At 58.9% G+C, this 15,398-nt stretch carries 14 protein-coding genes and 1 pseudogene; 8 read left to right on the forward strand and 7 right to left on the reverse strand.

Annotation, left to right across the window (positions count from 1 at the left end):
* Positions 1-713: 713 nt before the first annotated feature.
* A complete protein-coding gene (locus VG146_03065; GenBank protein ID HEV2391323.1) occupies positions 714-941 on the forward strand; it encodes a DUF883 C-terminal domain-containing protein in 228 nt (75 codons plus the stop codon).
* A gap of 82 nt (positions 942-1,023) precedes the next feature.
* On the opposite strand, the gene VG146_03070 is transcribed toward VG146_03065, so the two are convergent.
* On the reverse strand, positions 1,024-1,176 hold the full coding sequence (locus VG146_03070; protein ID HEV2391324.1) for a hypothetical protein: 153 nt from the start codon (positions 1,174-1,176) through the stop codon (positions 1,024-1,026).
* 763 nt (positions 1,177-1,939) lie between these two features.
* Between VG146_03070 and hoxE the strand changes: the two genes are divergently transcribed.
* Genes hoxE through VG146_03100 form a run of 6 tightly spaced genes read left to right on the forward strand, consistent with a single transcriptional unit; the run spans position 1,940 to position 7,524 of the window.
* Positions 1,940-2,473 (forward strand): bidirectional hydrogenase complex protein HoxE, encoded by a 534-nt coding sequence (gene hoxE / locus VG146_03075; protein ID HEV2391325.1) that lies wholly within the window; start codon positions 1,940-1,942, stop codon positions 2,471-2,473.
* Complete coding sequence (locus VG146_03080) at positions 2,463-4,163, forward strand: NuoF family protein (GenBank protein ID HEV2391326.1); 1,701 nt, start codon at positions 2,463-2,465, stop codon at positions 4,161-4,163. The genes hoxE and VG146_03080 overlap by 11 nt, the downstream gene beginning before the upstream one ends.
* Before the next feature lie 9 nt (positions 4,164-4,172).
* On the forward strand, positions 4,173-4,892 hold the full coding sequence (gene hoxU / locus VG146_03085; GenBank protein ID HEV2391327.1) for a bidirectional hydrogenase complex protein HoxU: 720 nt from the start codon (positions 4,173-4,175) through the stop codon (positions 4,890-4,892).
* Entirely contained in the window at positions 4,877-5,470 is a 594-nt protein-coding gene (locus VG146_03090; GenBank protein HEV2391328.1) for an oxidoreductase, read from the forward strand. Before hoxU ends, VG146_03090 begins: the two co-directional genes overlap by 16 nt.
* Before the next feature lie 58 nt (positions 5,471-5,528).
* The gene (locus VG146_03095; GenBank protein ID HEV2391329.1) at positions 5,529-6,956 is read left to right on the forward strand and encodes a Ni/Fe hydrogenase subunit alpha; all 1,428 of its coding nucleotides are present in this window, start codon (positions 5,529-5,531) and stop codon (positions 6,954-6,956) included.
* A 4-nt stretch (positions 6,957-6,960) separates the two neighbouring features.
* Complete coding sequence (locus VG146_03100) at positions 6,961-7,524, forward strand: hydrogenase maturation protease (protein HEV2391330.1); 564 nt, start codon at positions 6,961-6,963, stop codon at positions 7,522-7,524.
* Here VG146_03100 and VG146_03105 read toward each other — a convergent pair.
* The 3 genes from VG146_03105 to VG146_03115 all read right to left on the reverse strand — a co-directional run bounded on the left by VG146_03105 (position 7,475) and on the right by VG146_03115 (position 12,752).
* The gene (locus tag VG146_03105; protein ID HEV2391331.1) at positions 7,475-8,155 is read right to left on the reverse strand and encodes a response regulator transcription factor; all 681 of its coding nucleotides are present in this window, start codon (positions 8,153-8,155) and stop codon (positions 7,475-7,477) included. The two genes, VG146_03100 and VG146_03105, sit on opposite strands and share 50 nt — an antisense overlap.
* Entirely contained in the window at positions 8,152-11,328 is a 3,177-nt protein-coding gene (locus VG146_03110; GenBank protein HEV2391332.1) for a two-component regulator propeller domain-containing protein, read from the reverse strand. The genes VG146_03105 and VG146_03110 overlap by 4 nt, the downstream gene beginning before the upstream one ends.
* A gap of 137 nt (positions 11,329-11,465) precedes the next feature.
* The gene (locus VG146_03115) at positions 11,466-12,752 is read right to left on the reverse strand and encodes a Gfo/Idh/MocA family oxidoreductase (GenBank protein ID HEV2391333.1); all 1,287 of its coding nucleotides are present in this window, start codon (positions 12,750-12,752) and stop codon (positions 11,466-11,468) included.
* Positions 12,753-12,959: 207 nt separating this feature from the next.
* Between VG146_03115 and VG146_03120 the strand changes: the two are divergent.
* Positions 12,960-13,221 (forward strand): annotated as a pseudogene (locus VG146_03120) (catalase-peroxidase).
* Positions 13,222-13,228: 7 nt separating this feature from the next.
* Here the strand turns inward: VG146_03120 and VG146_03125 are convergent.
* The 3 genes from VG146_03125 to VG146_03135 form a co-directional block, all read right to left on the reverse strand.
* The gene (locus VG146_03125) at positions 13,229-13,480 is read right to left on the reverse strand and encodes a tetratricopeptide repeat protein (GenBank protein HEV2391334.1); all 252 of its coding nucleotides are present in this window, start codon (positions 13,478-13,480) and stop codon (positions 13,229-13,231) included.
* 225 nt (positions 13,481-13,705) lie between these two features.
* Positions 13,706-14,233 (reverse strand): plasmid pRiA4b ORF-3 family protein, encoded by a 528-nt coding sequence (locus VG146_03130; GenBank protein ID HEV2391335.1) that lies wholly within the window; start codon positions 14,231-14,233, stop codon positions 13,706-13,708.
* A 204-nt stretch (positions 14,234-14,437) separates the two neighbouring features.
* On the reverse strand, positions 14,438-15,202 hold the full coding sequence (locus VG146_03135) for a DUF4184 family protein (GenBank protein HEV2391336.1): 765 nt from the start codon (positions 15,200-15,202) through the stop codon (positions 14,438-14,440).
* Positions 15,203-15,398: the final 196 nt, after the last annotated feature.

Below are 15,398 nucleotides of genomic sequence, written 5' to 3' on the forward strand. Positions count from 1 at the left end.
TTCCATACCAAAGAATCGCTGGTAATTGTAACCTGTTGGATTTTAGGCACAAGAAAAATTCCAGCACTCACGAGTTCTTCAGGTGTAACTCGAAGGCATAGGGCATTCGCGCAAAATCTGCACTCATTCGACTCCTCTTGTGCAAACCAAAAACTGGCGCTGCCCCTTCTCCCAGGCAGCGCCAGTACGTTCTATTAGGGTGACCTCATCCCTTCGTTGGTTTTGGTTATGATTAGCGCCTGCGCGGATTCCGCTTGGCGGGTTTAGATGGTGAAGGCGCAGCGGCGGCAGCGGGCTGACATTGAGCCTGATTGGGGGCAGGAGGGGCAGCTTGAACTGGCGCGCAGTTGCACGTGCAAGGGGTTGACGTTGCAGGAGGGGTTTGGCTATTCGTTTCGCTCATAATTCTGGTTTATTCTGTTTTTTATTTTAGGATTGCTTCAAACAAAGCAACCGCTTCACGGGAGCATTAGGCATGGCTCGTGCCATTTCCTGAAGTTTAAATATAAGTAGCTGCGCATGAAACAATTCGACTTGAAATGGAATGACTCGTCACAACTTGTGATTAGCGGGCATGAAGGCCACTTCGCGCAATTGCTGCACCGCTTTCCCTTTCAGCGAATGCGCCGCAAACACAAATCGATAAACCATTGGGCGCACATACTTGCAAAAATGCCTAACGTGAGCGAAAGTAACGTAACAAAATAAAATCTATGGAAGCACCAAATCGTGTGGATATTGAAAAAGGCGAAATGAGGGTTAAGCTCGAAAACGCAATCGAGAAAGCCAAAGAGGTTTGCGAGCGCCTTCAAGACCAAACGGCCGCCGCCGCCAAAGCAACCGACAAAACCATCCGCGAGCATCCATATCAGGCCCTTGGCATTGCTTTCGGCACGGGTGTGCTCATCGGAGTACTCGTGACGCTGAGCAGGCGCGACTAAAACCAGTCGCCAAGCGGTTTTCGGAGCACACTGCCGGCCCCACGGAGTGGCAAAGGAGGGCGCGCCAGCGTCAGCGCCGAGCTCAGCCCCGGGGGCCATTAATCACACCTTGAATCGCGGCGACTAAACCATCGTTCTCGGTGAGATTGAAATGGATGGAGCTGGTCTGTTTCTGATCCATCATCACAGGCCGCCATTCCGAGAAAGCACTGGGTTGCTGGTCGATTTGGTTCACAAGCCTGTTTCGGAAGCAGCGCGCCAAACGGAGACGAGGAAACTTCTCCAATGATCTCATCCTCTAACGATTCGCTGCACTGGACGCGGGGCCCTTAGAATCCAACTAAACCTGTGCCACAATCCCTCTCTGCAGGTTTACATCCATCTGTTTTTTCAACCAAAGAACGCCGACCTTTCCTGCGCGAGCTTTCAGGATAAACTTCGGGCTTTGCTTCGCGAGCACGGCATACAGTGGAACGAGCGGTACGCGTGGGATTAATGGAAGCGTCGAACGGGCGCAACCTCTTCGAGGTTGGCTCGGCTCCGCGGCAATTTTCCCAGGGTAGCTCCCCCGCCCTGTCTAATCCTCTCAACGCAAACGCTGCGCCGGGAAAAAGCTCAGCCCGCGCCAAAATGAATAAGCTCGTGTTGAAAGGGCGGGGTCGCGACCCTGGGCTGGAGGGCGCAATCCCCTCGGGATTCTAGGGCGACACCTCCGCCCTCCGAAGGTCCGCGGCGACCACCAGCCATCAAAACGAACGGTCCTTATACCACCCCCCTAAAGTCAGGCCGCGTTTTCCACAGTCCAAAGGCGATGAAGACTTATTGTGTCTTACCTTCGTAAATATCAACTCTGATAAATCTTGTTGGCAAAAAAAGTTTATCAAATGCCAATTCCGGCGCAGTCAACCGGTTGCCTGGCGGTTAAGGTGGGATGGGACTGGGAGCAGGTTTGGAAACGATGACAACGGTGCCGGCCCGATCGAGGCCCGAGGAAGAATATGATGCTGACGCTCGAAAGCAAAAAGCCCAACCGGCTGCCGAAGATTCTGGAGCATGCCAGCGGTGACAAACGCTTCAAAATCCTGGAAGCCCACATGAAGAAGCACCAGTTCAAGCAGGACGCCCTGATCGAGGTGCTGCACAAGGCCCAGGAACTCTTTGGTTACCTCGAAGACGACCTGTTGCTCTTCATCGCCTACAAGCTCCGGCTCCCCGCCAGCCGGGTCTATGGCGTGGCGACCTTTTATCATTTCTTCACACTCAAGCCCAAAGGCCGGCATACGTGCGTCGTGTGCATGGGCACCGCCTGTTACGTCCGAGGCGCTGATAAAATCCTGGCCGCGCTCGAAGAAACCGCCCATATCAAGTCAGGAGAGACGACCCCGGATAATGCGCTCTCGTTGCTGACCGCCCGGTGCATAGGCGCCTGCGGCATCGCCCCGGCGGTCGTCTATGACGGCAATGTGACTCCCCGCCAGAACCCGGCTTCGGCTCTGGAACATGTGAAAGGATGGCTCGCCCATGGTTCTTGATGATCTCATCGAAATTGCGGAGAAAGAACGCGCCGGGCGCAAAAAGCACACTCTGCGCTGCTGCATCGCGGCGGGCTGCATGTCTTCGAACTCCAAAGGCGTCAAAGAAGCCTTGGAAAAGGCCGTCAAAGAGGCAGGACTGGAAGGAGAAGTGGAGGTCCGCGGCGTTGGATGCATGAAACTCTGCTGCCAAGGTCCGCTGGTCCAATTGGACAGCGCCGAGGAAGGGGCAACAGTCGAGGTTAGCTCGAATGCCCCGGGTCCTCTTTATCAGAAGGTCACACCCGAGGACGCCGCATCCCTGGTGGCCACCCTCAAGGGCGGCACGACATCGGTACAGAAAGGCGACGCCAATCATCCCTTCTTCAGGGAGCAGGCGCCGATTGTTCTGGCCAACACCGGCTTGATCGATCCGGAACGCATCGAATCGTACATTGCCGCCGAGGGCTACCAGGCCCTGCACGACGTGTTGCGCGAAATGACCCCTAAAAAAGTCGTCGAGTCCATGATCAAGAGCGGCTTGCGTGGACGCGGCGGAGCGGGCTATCCCACCGGGCTGAAATGGGCCACGGTTGCCAAGACGCCCAGCCAGCAGAAATTCGTCATTTGCAACGCGGACGAAGGGGACCCCGGGGCCTTCATGGACCGGAGTGTTCTCGAGAGCGACCCGCACAGTGTCCTGGAAGGAATGGCCATCGGCGCTTACGCCGTGGGCGCCAACCAGGGCTTCATTTATGTGAGGGCCGAGTATCCCCTGGCCATTGCGCGGCTCCAAACCGCAATCAAACAAGCCAAACAATACGGCCTGCTGGGCAGCGGCATCTTTGAATCCCCATTCCATTTCAATATCGACCTGCGCATCGGCGCCGGGGCGTTTGTTTGCGGCGAGGAAACTGCCCTGATGGCCTCTGTGGAAGGCAAGCGCGGCACGCCGCGTCCACGCCCCCCGTTTCCCGCCGAGCGGGGTCTATATGACTCGCCGACGCTCATCAATAATGTCGAGACCTTTGCCAACGTGCCGACGATCATCCGCAAGGGGGCCGATTGGTTTGCCGGCATTGGCACCGAGAAGAGCAAAGGCACCAAGGTCTTCGCGCTTGCCGGCAAGATCAATAATACCGGCCTGATCGAAGTCCCCATGGGCACCACCCTGCGCAAGATCGTTGAGGAGATGGGCGGGGGCGCTCCGGAAGGTGGAAAAATCAAGGCCGTGCAAACGGGCGGCCCCTCGGGCGGATGCATCCCTGCCGAGGCGCTCGATACCCCGGTTGATTATGATTCGCTCACCAAGCTCGGCTCGATCATGGGCTCAGGCGGCATGATCGTGATGGACCAAACCACCCGCATGGTCGATGTCGCCCGCTTCTTCATGGAATTCTGCATGGACGAGTCGTGCGGCAAATGCATCCCCTGCCGCGCCGGGACGGTGCAGATGCACCATCTGCTCTGTAAACTGCTCGAACGCAAAGCCACCCTGCGCGACCTCCAGCGCCTCGAAGAACTCTGTGACATGGTCCGCAACACCAGCCTCTGCGGCCTGGGCCAAACCGCGCCCAACCCGGTCCTGAGCACCCTGCGCTACTTCCGCCAGGAATATATGGACCTGCTCCAGGAAGATTTGTTCGGCCCAAACGGCTATGGGAAAGAAACTCCACAGGACTCCTCAATAAAAAATGTTCGCCCTTCTTGAAAATTAGCCATGGCCGCAAAAACTCTAACCATTGACGGCAAGCAGGTCAGCGCCGAGGAGAACGCCACCATCCTCGAAGCGGCCACCGAGGCCGGCATTCAGATACCGACCCTGTGCCATCTCGATGGCGTCTATGATGTGGGGGCCTGCCGGCTGTGCCTCGTGCAAGTGGCCGGTGTGAACAAACTCCTGCCGGCTTGCACCACGCGCGTCGCTGAAGGCATGGATGTCCAGACCGACAGCGACCGGCTGCGCAAGTACCGCCGGATGACCCTCGAACTGCTCTTTGCCGAACGCAACCACGTCTGCTCAGTCTGCGTTGCCAACGGCCATTGCGAACTCCAGACCCTCGCGTACAACCAGGGCATGGACCACGTCCGCTTCGACTACTGCTTCCCCAAATGGAACGTCGATAACACCCACGCGCTCTTTGGAATGGACCATAACCGCTGCATCCTCTGCGGGCGTTGCGTGCGCGTCTGCTGGCACATCGAGGGGGCGGGCACCAAAAACGTCTCCGGACGCGGCGCTGCGGCGCGGATCATCACCGACCTGAGCCAGCCTTGGGGCAGTTCGGAGACATGCACCAAGTGCGGCAAATGCGTTATGGGCTGCCCCACCGGCGCCCTGTTCTATAAAGGAGTGACCGTCTCCGAAATGCAACGCGACCGCACGAAATTGGAATTCATCGTCACCGCGCGCGAGAAGAAACAATGGATTTCGGAATAGCCATGCAAGCCAACCCATCGAAAAATCCTTCGCCGCGCCCGCGAGTTGCCACCGTTTGGCTGGGCGGCTGTTCCGGTTGCCACATGTCTTTCCTGGACCTGGACGGATTCCTCATCGAGCTGGCTGGGAAGATCGACCTTGTTTTCAGCCCGTTGATTGATGTCAAAGAGTATCCGGAAAAGGTCGATCTCTGCCTGGTCGAAGGGGCGGTTTGCAACGAAGACAATCTCGAAATCATCCGCAAAGTCCGCCAGCGCACGAAGGTCCTCCTGGCCTTTGGGGATTGCGCCGTAACGGGCAATGTCCCGGCCATTCGCAATCAACTCGGCCTGGGCAATGGCGAGAGCGTCCTGCAGCGGGCCTACGTCGAAGGGGCGCAATCCAATCCCAGCGTTCCCAGGGAACCGGGGATTGTTCCGGCCCTTCTCGAGCGGGTGATGCCCGTGCGCGAGGTTGTGCACGTGGATTATTTCCTGCCCGGCTGCCCGCCCCCAGCCGAGCGAATCAAAACTCTGATAGCCCAGGTGCTGAGCGGCCAGGAACCAAAACTCGAAGGCGCGCAATTAAAGTTTGGCTGATGACAATTCGAAATCCGAGAGCGATGAATAGCCGCAAAAGAACGCAAAGAGCGCAAAAATGTCTAAACGAATCATTATAGACCCAGTCACCCGCATCGAGGGACATGCTAAAATCAGCATTTTTCTCGATGACGCCGGCAATGTGGCGGACGCTGAGTTCCACGTCGTTGAATTCCGCGGGTTCGAGAAATTCTGCGAAGGCCGCCCCTTCTTTGAAATGCCCGGCATTACCCCTCGGATATGCGGCATTTGCCCGGTGAGCCATCTGCTGGCCTCGGCCAAAGCCGGCGACGCAATTATGGCAGTCAACATCCCGCCGGCGGCAGACAAGCTCCGGCGCTTGATGAACCTGGGCCAGATTATCCAAAGCCACGCCTTGAGCTTTTTCCACTTGAGCGCGCCCGACTTCCTGCTGGGCTGGGATACTGCGCCCGCCCAACGCAATGTGTTCGGGCTCATCGCGGCGCGGGGCGATTTGGCGCGCTCGGGCATCCGCTTGCGCCAATTCGGCCAGGAGATCATCGAGATACTGGGCGGCAAAAAAATCCATCCCGCCTGGGCAATCCCCGGCGGCGTGCGCTCGCCCCTCTCCGAAGAAGGCCGCGCCCGGATTCGGGCCTGGTTACCCGAGGCCTACGCCACCAGCAACATCGCCTTCGACCTGTTCAAACAAACCCTCGATTCGCATAAGCACGAGGCGCAGATTTTCGGCAATTTCCCATCCCTCTTTATGGGCCTGGTCGGCCCCGATGGGACCTGGGAACATCACGGCGGCAAGCTCCGCTTCACCGACAGCAGCGGCAGCATCATCGCCGACCAACTCGACCCGCAAAAATACCAGGAATATATCGGGGAAGCCGTCCAACCCAATTCCTACCTTAAATCGCCTTATTACACCCCGCTGGGCTTTCCCGAAGGGATGTACCGCGTAGGGCCGCTGGCCCGGTTGAATATTGCCCGCCAAATGGGCTCCCCTAAAGCCGATGCCGAGTTGAAGAAATTCAAAAAACTAGGGCGCGGAGCAGTGACCTCCTCGTTCCTGTATCACTATGCGCGATTGATTGAAATCCTGGCCGCCATCGAGCATGTCGAGGCCGGTCTCGAAGATCCCGATGTGCTCAGTGACGAACTACGCGCCGACGCCGGCATCAACAGTCTTCGTGGTGTTGGCGTGAGCGAGGCGCCCCGGGGAACCCTTTTCCATGATTACACCGTCGATCGCGAAGGGCTTCTGCGTAAGGTCAACCTCATCGTGGCAACCGGCCAGAACAACCTGGCCATGAACCGCACCGTGGCCCAGATTGCCCGCCATTATGTGCGCGGCGAAACCATTCCCGAGCCGGTCCTCAACCGCATCGAGCATGGCATCCGTTGCTACGACCCTTGCCTGAGCTGCTCGACCCATGCTGTTGGCCAAATGCCTCTGCACATCCGCCTGATCGCTCCCGACGGACATGTCGTGCGCGAGATCACACGAGGTGCTTAGTCCCATGTCCTTCAAGCCCGATTGCTCCTCCTCGTTCTCGTTCTCGAAAGGGCCCCTCCTCATCATAGGCTACGGCAACACCTTGCGCGGCGATGACGGCGTCGGCCCCAAGGTCGCCGAGCGTATCGCGACTCTTTCGCTTCCTGGCGTGCAGACCCTCTCTTGTGGATTACTCACACCCGAGCTGGCAGACCCCATCGCCCAGGCGCAAGTGGTCGTGTTTGTCGATGCTGCCCTCGACGGCTCTCGTGAGGTGCAGCTTCGCAAGCTGGCGCCCGCTGCGTCCTCCCAAATCATTGCCCATGCCGCCGAGCCTGGCGTATTGCTGGCGTTGGCCCGCGACATCTTCGGTCATGCCCCGGATGCCTGGTGGCTTACGATACCAATCAAGAGCACAGCCATCGGCGAAGAATTCTCGCTCATGGCCATGCAAGGCGCCGCGCGCGCTATCGACATGATCAAAGACTCCTTCGGTGTTGGACAACACACCCGCGTTGGCAAGCCGGGCCTTAGCCTGCTCAATGAGTGGTGCTGGAAGACCTCGGCTCATCCTGGTCCATCCGGGTGAACCGGGCGACAGCCTGGGCGCGCGAGCGGACATGGAGTTTTTCGTACATGCGGCGCACGTAGGTATTGACGGTGGGAATGCTGATATTGAGGCGCTCGGCAATTTCCTTGTAAAGATAGCCGCGCGCCAGCAGGTCCAGCACCTCCTGTTCGCGGGGAGAAAGCCCCTCGCCTGCCGCAGAGGAGGCCTGCGTCTGACCAAAGGATTGGACGACTTTGCGTGCGATATTGCTGGTCATGGGCGAACCGCCCCGGTGCACTTCTTCCATGGCTTCGAGCAATTCCTGCCGGGGAGTTTGCTTGAGCAAGTAGCCGGTGGCGCCGGCGGCCAGGGCGTCATAAATATGATCGGCATCCTCGTAAACCGTTAACATCACGAATTGGGTTTGGGGCAGGAGCGGTTTAAGCCGTTTCACCGCCTCGACGCCGCTCATGCCCGGCAGATTGATATCCATCAGGACGACGTCGGGTTTCTTTTCCGCCATCAGGCCCAAGGCGGCCTCGGCGTCACCCCATTCGCCCGCCACGCGAAAACCGGCTGCTCGCGTAATCCAGCCCGCCAGGATTTTGCGCGCCTGGGCATCATCTTCGACAATGGAAACGGCGATAGCCACGGTCCTGTTATACTTCATACCGTGGAAAAGGGATGTCGTGAGTTTTGATGACGCCAAACCACGAGCCGGACGCGCGTCCCCTCCCCCAGGGCGCTGTCCCATTCGCAACGCCCGCCAATTTCTTCCAAGCGCTTTTGCATGTTCAGAAGGCCGTTGCCGGCGGCCACCCGCCCCGCCCCAGGGAGCGGCACGGAGTGGGTGGCCACACCATTAAAGCCGCGTCCGTTGTCGCTCAGCAGCAGGACGAATCCCTCGGGTTCCAGTTGGAGCGAAACGCGGACTTCGGTGGCATTGGCGTGCTTGACGGCATTATTCAGTGCCTCTTTGAAAGCCAGAAAGACATTGTGCCGCACCTCGGAGGTCAGCGCCCAGGGCGGCAAAAGCAGCGGGACCTCCAGACGGCAGCGCAGGCCCGCGGTGCTGAGAAAATTCTGGGCGAACCGTCCCAGATAAGTGACCAGGCTGTCCAAGGTGTCGTGCTTGGGGTTGACCGCCCACACGATTTCGTCCATCGCGCGGGTCAGTTCCCGGGCGGTGCTGTAAATTTGGTCGAGATCGGCCGCCTGTTGGCCGCTTTCAATTTCGCTCCGGACAGACTGGCTGAGCAGGGTAATCCGCGTCAGGCTGGCGCCCAGGTCATCGTGGATGTCTCGCGCGATGCGGGCCCGCTCGCGCTCCAGGGCCCGCTGGCGTTCCAGTTGCTCGAATTGGCGGCGCAACCGGCGGCGGGTCGCCAAAACAACCAGCGCGCCCACCACCCCCGCACCTGCAGCGAGCGCGCTCCCTTCGAACCACCAGGTCTGCCAGAAGTAAGGCAGCACCTCGAACGCAACCGACGCGCCGACCGGGTTCCAAATGCCGTCATTATTGCAGGCAGTCACCCGAAAAACGTATTTGCCCGGGCGCAGGAAACTGTATTCAGCAGAACGCTTCGTGTTGGGAAGTGTCCACTCACTTTCGAGACCATCGAGGCGATAGCGGAAACGCACTTTATCGGGCGCAACAAAGCTCAATCCGGTGAACTTGAACTCGAAGCTTTTTGAGCCTGGACCAATGCGCAAGGAGCCCTGTTCCCGGAGCGCCCCCGGCCTCGGGCCCAGAAGACCGACTGCCTGCTGGCCCCTGAACAGGGGAGATTGGCGAGACCCACCGAAAGCCCTGCCATTCCCAGACGCGGATTTCCCAGCCACCCATTCCTCCAATGGACGGCCATCGACCTGAATGGCCTCAATGTGGACCGGAGGGGGCACGGTATTGGTGGTTACTCCGGCTGGATCGACCACGGCAAGACCTTTGGCCGTCGGAAACCATAATCGCCCATCGGCGGCTTTGGCAGCCCCGGGTTGAAAGCCGCCCGAGCAAATGGGTGAGGCCAGTCCCTGGGATTTTCCATAACCGAGGAAGTTGACCAAGCTGCTCGCGCCATCGGCGCACCGATTCAACTCAGCCTTGCTCGCCCGCAAAATCCCGGCATGCGACCCAATCCAGAGGTTGCCTTCGCCGTCATCGACCAGGTGAGTGACGATGGGGGTGGGCAGGCCCTGGCTGGTGCTGATGATATCAAATCTCCCATTCTTCAGGCGAGTGATCCCGTTATCTGAGGTTCCCACCCAAAGGGTCCCATCTTCCTCGGGACACAACGAAACGACGAAATCCCCGCTCAGTCCGTCCTTTTTGCGAATCTGCTTTAACACGCCGTCCTTGAATGAGCCAAGGCCGCCGCCCGACATGCCGAACCAGAGAGTTCCATCAGCCGATTGGGCAATCGCCCGAACATCGGGCAGGACGAGTTTGTCTTTGCTGGCCGACCAGGTGATTTTACCGTTCTGGTACCGGTACAGCCCCGTGGTCGTTCCAATCCAGATTTCTCCCTGCCGGCCTTCATACAAAGCGACGACGGGCGCACTGATCCTGGCCAAGTCGCCTTCGGAAACAAGGCGCTCGCCCTCTTTGACAAGCAATCCGCCACCGAATGTCCCCACCAGCAATTGCCGTTGTTTTGTCTCGAGGACAGACCAAACAAAAAGATTCGATAACCCGCAACTCTCAGTCCATGTGGTCCATTGGCCTTGGCCATAATGATACAAACCGGCCCCTTCGGTTCCGATCCAGGCCGAGCCGTCGTCTTCAACTGCAAAGGAAAGCACCGCGCACCCGCGCCAGCCGTCAGGGGCATTCAGCATTTGGACCTTTTTAGGCCGCAGGCTGTCGAAACCGGCTCCGGTTCCGATCCAGAGATTACCTTCCAAATCCTGGCACAGGGCGCGCACCCAATCGTGGGACAACCCGTCGGTGCGGCTAAAATGAATCGGTTCAGCGCCGGCAAACAGCAGATAAAGGCCGTCCCTCAGGGTGCCGGCCAGCAGAGCGCCCGATTGGGTTTCAAGCAGGCAGGTGATGGAAGCCGCTACTGCCGAACCGCTGGGCATAGCGGCCACCCACCTGCCCTGGCGTAGCTTGCGTATTCGGCCATTGCCTACCACCCACATCCCTCCATCCGAAGAGGGCAGCACCCGTTCAAAATAAACCGTGGGCTGCGCGTCGGGAAACTGGAAAGGAACGAGTTTGTCCTGCTCGAGGGTGGCCGCCTGGCCGTTGGAAACGAGCCACAACCGGCCTGAGCGGGAACGAGCCAGAACCGCCTTGCGGCTTGGAGAAGCCCCGCCCGGAACGCAGAGACCGTAACCATCGCGCGCGCGGAAAAAAGTTCCCGAATCGTTCAGGAGCCAAACATCTCCATGCTCATCGGAGCTGATAGCCTCAATGACTCCCCCGGGCCAGCCCGAGCCCAGCGCGATGGACTCGAATTGCCCGTTCACCAGCCGCGACAATTGCCCGGTTTCATGTCCAATCCAAAGCGCCCCCCCTGGGTCCTCATACAGGCTGGTAATCAACCCGTCTTTAAGCGCGCTGGTGTTGCTTGAATCAAACACCGTAAAACGAACCCCGTCGAACCGCACCAGGCCATGATAGGTGCCCAGCCAAAGGTAGCCGTTCCGGGTCTGAAGCAGGGCAGTGACGGTATTTTGCTCCCAACCTTCGCCTGCTGGCCAGATGTCGAAAAGTTGCTGCTGCAGAGCGACCGCTTCCGCAAAGGCCGGGGACAGCGCGCCCCCGCCAAGGAATAACAGGACAATCGCCCCAAGTGAAATCTCAAGGTTGAATTTCCAGCGCGCCAACGACGCTAACACATCGTGGATACTGGGGCTTTCAACACGGATTAGCAAGATTGACTATGACGATGAAACCAGGGCCACAGGCAAAAGTCGCCGACTGCCAGCCGGCGGTACGGCCGATTACCAATCGCGCTGCGGTGAGCAAGCAGAAATCAAATCGGCCTGCTGTAGATTCTTCGGAACACCGCCGAGCTTCGTGCAGCGGCGCGGGTTGGATCGACAAGAGTGATGCCCTCCCGGCCTAAGCGCGCTGTCACAGGAGCGCCTTTGCCCTGCTTGAGGTATTTGAAATTCAAATCACGCACGACCCGCGCGGCCTGAACGATAGCCACCACAACCCGGGCCTGCTCAGCGGTGGGATATATTGCCTCCAAACTCTCCCGCGACGCTCCGAAGAATTTCATGCGGCAAATGGCCGCCAGGCCGGCGGTCAGGCTGTCGATGCCATAGCCCACACACCCCGACGAGCCGTCCGGACGCTCCACCCGGCGGATGAAGTGAGTGTTGGCGGTTCGACTCCCCCGGCCCTCCGCCCACCAGCGCAGCCCGCGATATTGTTGGTCGCTCTCGAACTTGCCGTGGGCGCCGACGATTTCGTGACCCTGGTTGACAGGTCCCTCGAAATCAGGCGGGGTGATCCAGTTATTGTGGAAGGTGAAACTCAGGCCATTATCATAATCGACTCGGACCTGAACGGCATCGTAAGCGTCGATCCCCTGGCGCGCCAGTCGTTGCTTTTGGCCCACAGCCGTCAGAGATACCGGCTTGCAGCCGTAGTGATGCTGCACCAAATCGGCCCAATGCGAGCCGACGTAGCTAAAGGGGTCGCTGTGCTCGACCCATTTGAATGCGCGCGCGGACAATTCGAGCGGCTCCTCGAGGTAAGCGTTACCATAAAGGGGCTTGCCGATTTGGCCCAGAACCTCCGAGCGAATGTGCCGATGGTCGGGGTCAAAGCGTTTGTGCATATCGACCGCCACCAGCCGCTGCTTCTGACGCGACAACTCGATGAGCCGGTCGGCTTCCGCCATTTCGAGGCACATCGGCTTCTCGGTTATGACATGCGCGCCCGCTTTTAAGGCGTCGAGAATGACCGGCGTATGCAGATGATCGGGCGTTGCCACGGCGACCACGTCGATGTTGGGAAAGTCCGCCAGCATCTTCCGCCACGGCTTCTCGCCGAAGTAATCCCTGGGAAGATGAGCGGTCCAACCCCGAAACTTCGCGCAAGCCCGCTGCGCGGAGCGGCGAGTCTGTGTCGCAATAGCGACAAGCTGGAACTGGATAGGGGCGAATTCACGCGCCCAGCCGTCGAGACCGATGCGGCTGAGTTGCGGGCTGATGCCGGCGCGCTGGACGCCGGCGTAAGCGCGCAGATGGGCCTCCCCGCCGAACATCCCGGCGCCCACCAAACCGATGGTCAGCTCGAATTTCGACATAAACGACTCTCCCTCTCAGTTGCCCTCAGTATGAAACCGGACATCCACCTGAACCTGTATAGAAACGCTGCAAAGCAAACATTGCAATGCCGCACTTGCATATTGTTATCATTTGGTACATTTACTCATCTCTGACTCGACTCATGACCCTGGCAGGAAAACAGCAAGGACTGGCCCACTTCGCAGAATGAAAAAAAGGAGAAAATTATGTCAACCGAATCAAAATGTCCGTTCCATCAAACTGCCGGCGGCGGCACGTCGAACCGCGACTGGTGGCCCAACCAGCTAAAGCTCGAGCTGCTTGCACCAGCATTCCTCTAAGTCCAATCCGATGGGCGAGGACTTTAACTACGCCGAAGAGTTCAAGAGCCTCGACCTGCCGGCGGTGAAGAAGGACCTCGCGGCGCTGATGACCGACTCGCAGGACTGGTGGCCTGCAGATTTTGGCCACTATGGCCCGTTGTTTATCCAGTAGCTCAGTGCGCCTGCTCCGCCTCAATCCGCTCGCGATAGTACTCGGTCTCGGCGACTATCCCGGGCACGAAGGGTTTGCCTTCTCTCATTGCTTCGATGGCTTTCCTGTTGGTACGCGCAGGTTCGTAGGCAGGATCGAGTTCGAGCGCGCGGTCCAAAGACGCCAGGGCTTCGGCTTTTCGACCCAAACCCGCAAGGCACAATGCCAGATTCCCGCCGCAGCGCGTACCGCCGCATCCTTCCAGGCGCAACATTTCTTGTATTTTCTACCGCTGCCGCAAGGGCATGGACCGTTTCGATCAATGGAACTCATCAAGGCCAATGCTGCCGGGCGGGGCCGGCAATTGCAAGGACACCGGAGATGCCGAAGTATTGTCTCTTCCTGGGGACTTGCAGAAATGGGCTGGTCCACGGTGCTACCGGGACAGCATGCGGTTGACGGACTCCAGATCGAAGCTCTCAGGGTCCCACGGCCCGCATCACTCCAACAATTGCGCGTTTGCTTTGTTCCCGGGGTCTCGGAGAGCCTCCACGAGTTGAGCGTAGCCGGGCGGGCCGCCGCAATCGTCCGGCGGACAGGCGCGCGCGCCCGCCAGGCACACCGGATAGCGCCAGCCAAGCTCCAACGGGAGAGTTTTTTCCAATTGGATACCATGCAGCCAGCCATCACCGAAGTCATACTCGTAAAGAAGCATCTGCCCTGTGCGCACCAGCACCTCGCGCAGCACCGTGGCGTCTTCGTCTTCCCCCTCGTTGCCGAAAGTGCCCAAAGGTGGGCCGAATCCACGCGCCGGCATCCGAAATTCGTGCATGTGGCCGCCGCTCCAACCCATCACGCGCTGCACCAGTCCGTGGAGCTGACCGAGCGGGATATCCTCCCGCACCAGCACGCGGCGCCAGATTGGCGGCGCGAGGTAGCGCAGGGTGATTTTGAGTCGGTAGGCTCTGGTTCCACTGGCGGCCGGTTGTTCAGTGCTGCGGTGACGGAATGTTTTCCTTTGGTTCACGCCGTGGGGTATACCCTAAGGCCGGGGGCCGGGCAAGCGGCGTTAAAGTTCTAGCTCTCGTCGAAGGAGCAGCCTCCGGCATGCAAATCCTTTAAGTGTTTTAAGCGGGCGTGGATTTGCCTAAGCGAGTGACCTGGGACCTCCACTTCCACGGCAAATTTGTCCCTAAGCGCCCTTGCGTCATACGGTTGAGCAAGCGGGCAGTCAAGAAGGAGTATCGATAGCTCGTGGAACTGGCGCCTCCCGGCCTGTGGTAAGGCCCGTCTGTTCTTCGGACCCGAGGTGAAGAGCAACTCCAATCACCAAGAGCAGGCTTAACAGGCCGACGAGCACCAGCCCCGCGGGTCCGCGGAGCAGGTGATGGATAATCTCGATGGGCAACACCAACAAAGCCACCAGGATAGCGTCGCGCCACGCAGTTTTTTGTGGGATGCACCCTGGCGCTGCTCCCGGAGGCGGCTGTTTTGCACTGAACGCCAGCATTAACCAGAGCAGCCCGGCAAATGAGCTGCCATACCAAAGGAAGTGACACACGCGCACCTGGCGATGGTCCAATGAAAAGACAGGGGCTTGGAGCGCGGGGAGGTGCTCGACAAACCAGCCGTTCCGGTGTGTAAAGGCGTCCCAGAGCAGATGGGTCCAGGCGCCCACGAGCAAGGATGCAATGATGATAAACCATGAGAAGGGGCGCTCGATGCGCAACGGTCCGAGCGCGCGCTTGAACCGCGACGGGGCCAGCTTGAACTCCGGGGCGGAGATTCTGTCCAGCGCCCACAACACGACGAGGCCCACGGGAAGACTGAACAGGAAACTGCCCGAGACCCGGTGCGATATATCCCCGAATCTTCCAAAAAGGTAACCCAAATCCGGCACGACACTGCCAACGACCAGCGCCGGGAAACAAAACCACCTTGGACACCACCGCCTGAGCGGCAACACCGCAGCCGGGTGGGCTAGTGGGAAAGGCATAACAAATCTTTCATCTTCACCAGTTTTGCCGGGCGATTGGCAAAGGGCAACCACAATCCCTGATCCGCACGTAATTTTCTGAAAAGACGAAAAAACTGCTTCTAGGCGCATTTTTTCTGTTGACATGATATAGATAGTATGTCTGTATCACACGCATGTCTGCGCGCATACCCACTCAACATAAGTCCCCCTTCGA

Source organism: Verrucomicrobiia bacterium (assembly GCA_035946615.1).
Lineage (GTDB): Bacteria > Verrucomicrobiota > Verrucomicrobiia > Limisphaerales > UBA8199 > DASYZB01.

What these genes read in the sequence shown, in the direction of transcription:
- VG146_03080 (HEV2391326.1), top strand. Translation starts at nt 2,463, where the DNA reads ATGGTTCTTGATGATCTCATCGAAATTGCGGAGAAAGAACGCGCCGGG.
- VG146_03105 (HEV2391331.1), bottom strand. Translation starts at nt 8,155, where the DNA reads ATGAAGTATAACAGGACCGTGGCTATCGCCGTTTCCATTGTCGAAGAT.
- VG146_03135 (HEV2391336.1), bottom strand. Translation starts at nt 15,202, where the DNA reads ATGCCTTTCCCACTAGCCCACCCGGCTGCGGTGTTGCCGCTCAGGCGG.
- VG146_03100 (HEV2391330.1), top strand. Translation starts at nt 6,961, where the DNA reads ATGTCCTTCAAGCCCGATTGCTCCTCCTCGTTCTCGTTCTCGAAAGGG.
- VG146_03090 (HEV2391328.1), top strand. Translation starts at nt 4,877, where the DNA reads ATGGATTTCGGAATAGCCATGCAAGCCAACCCATCGAAAAATCCTTCG.
- VG146_03125 (HEV2391334.1), bottom strand. Translation starts at nt 13,480, where the DNA reads ATGTTGCGCCTGGAAGGATGCGGCGGTACGCGCTGCGGCGGGAATCTG.
- hoxU (HEV2391327.1), top strand. Translation starts at nt 4,173, where the DNA reads ATGGCCGCAAAAACTCTAACCATTGACGGCAAGCAGGTCAGCGCCGAG.
- VG146_03065 (HEV2391323.1), top strand. Translation starts at nt 714, where the DNA reads ATGGAAGCACCAAATCGTGTGGATATTGAAAAAGGCGAAATGAGGGTT.
- VG146_03095 (HEV2391329.1), top strand. Translation starts at nt 5,529, where the DNA reads ATGTCTAAACGAATCATTATAGACCCAGTCACCCGCATCGAGGGACAT.
- hoxE (HEV2391325.1), top strand. Translation starts at nt 1,940, where the DNA reads ATGATGCTGACGCTCGAAAGCAAAAAGCCCAACCGGCTGCCGAAGATT.
- VG146_03115 (HEV2391333.1), bottom strand. Translation starts at nt 12,752, where the DNA reads ATGTCGAAATTCGAGCTGACCATCGGTTTGGTGGGCGCCGGGATGTTC.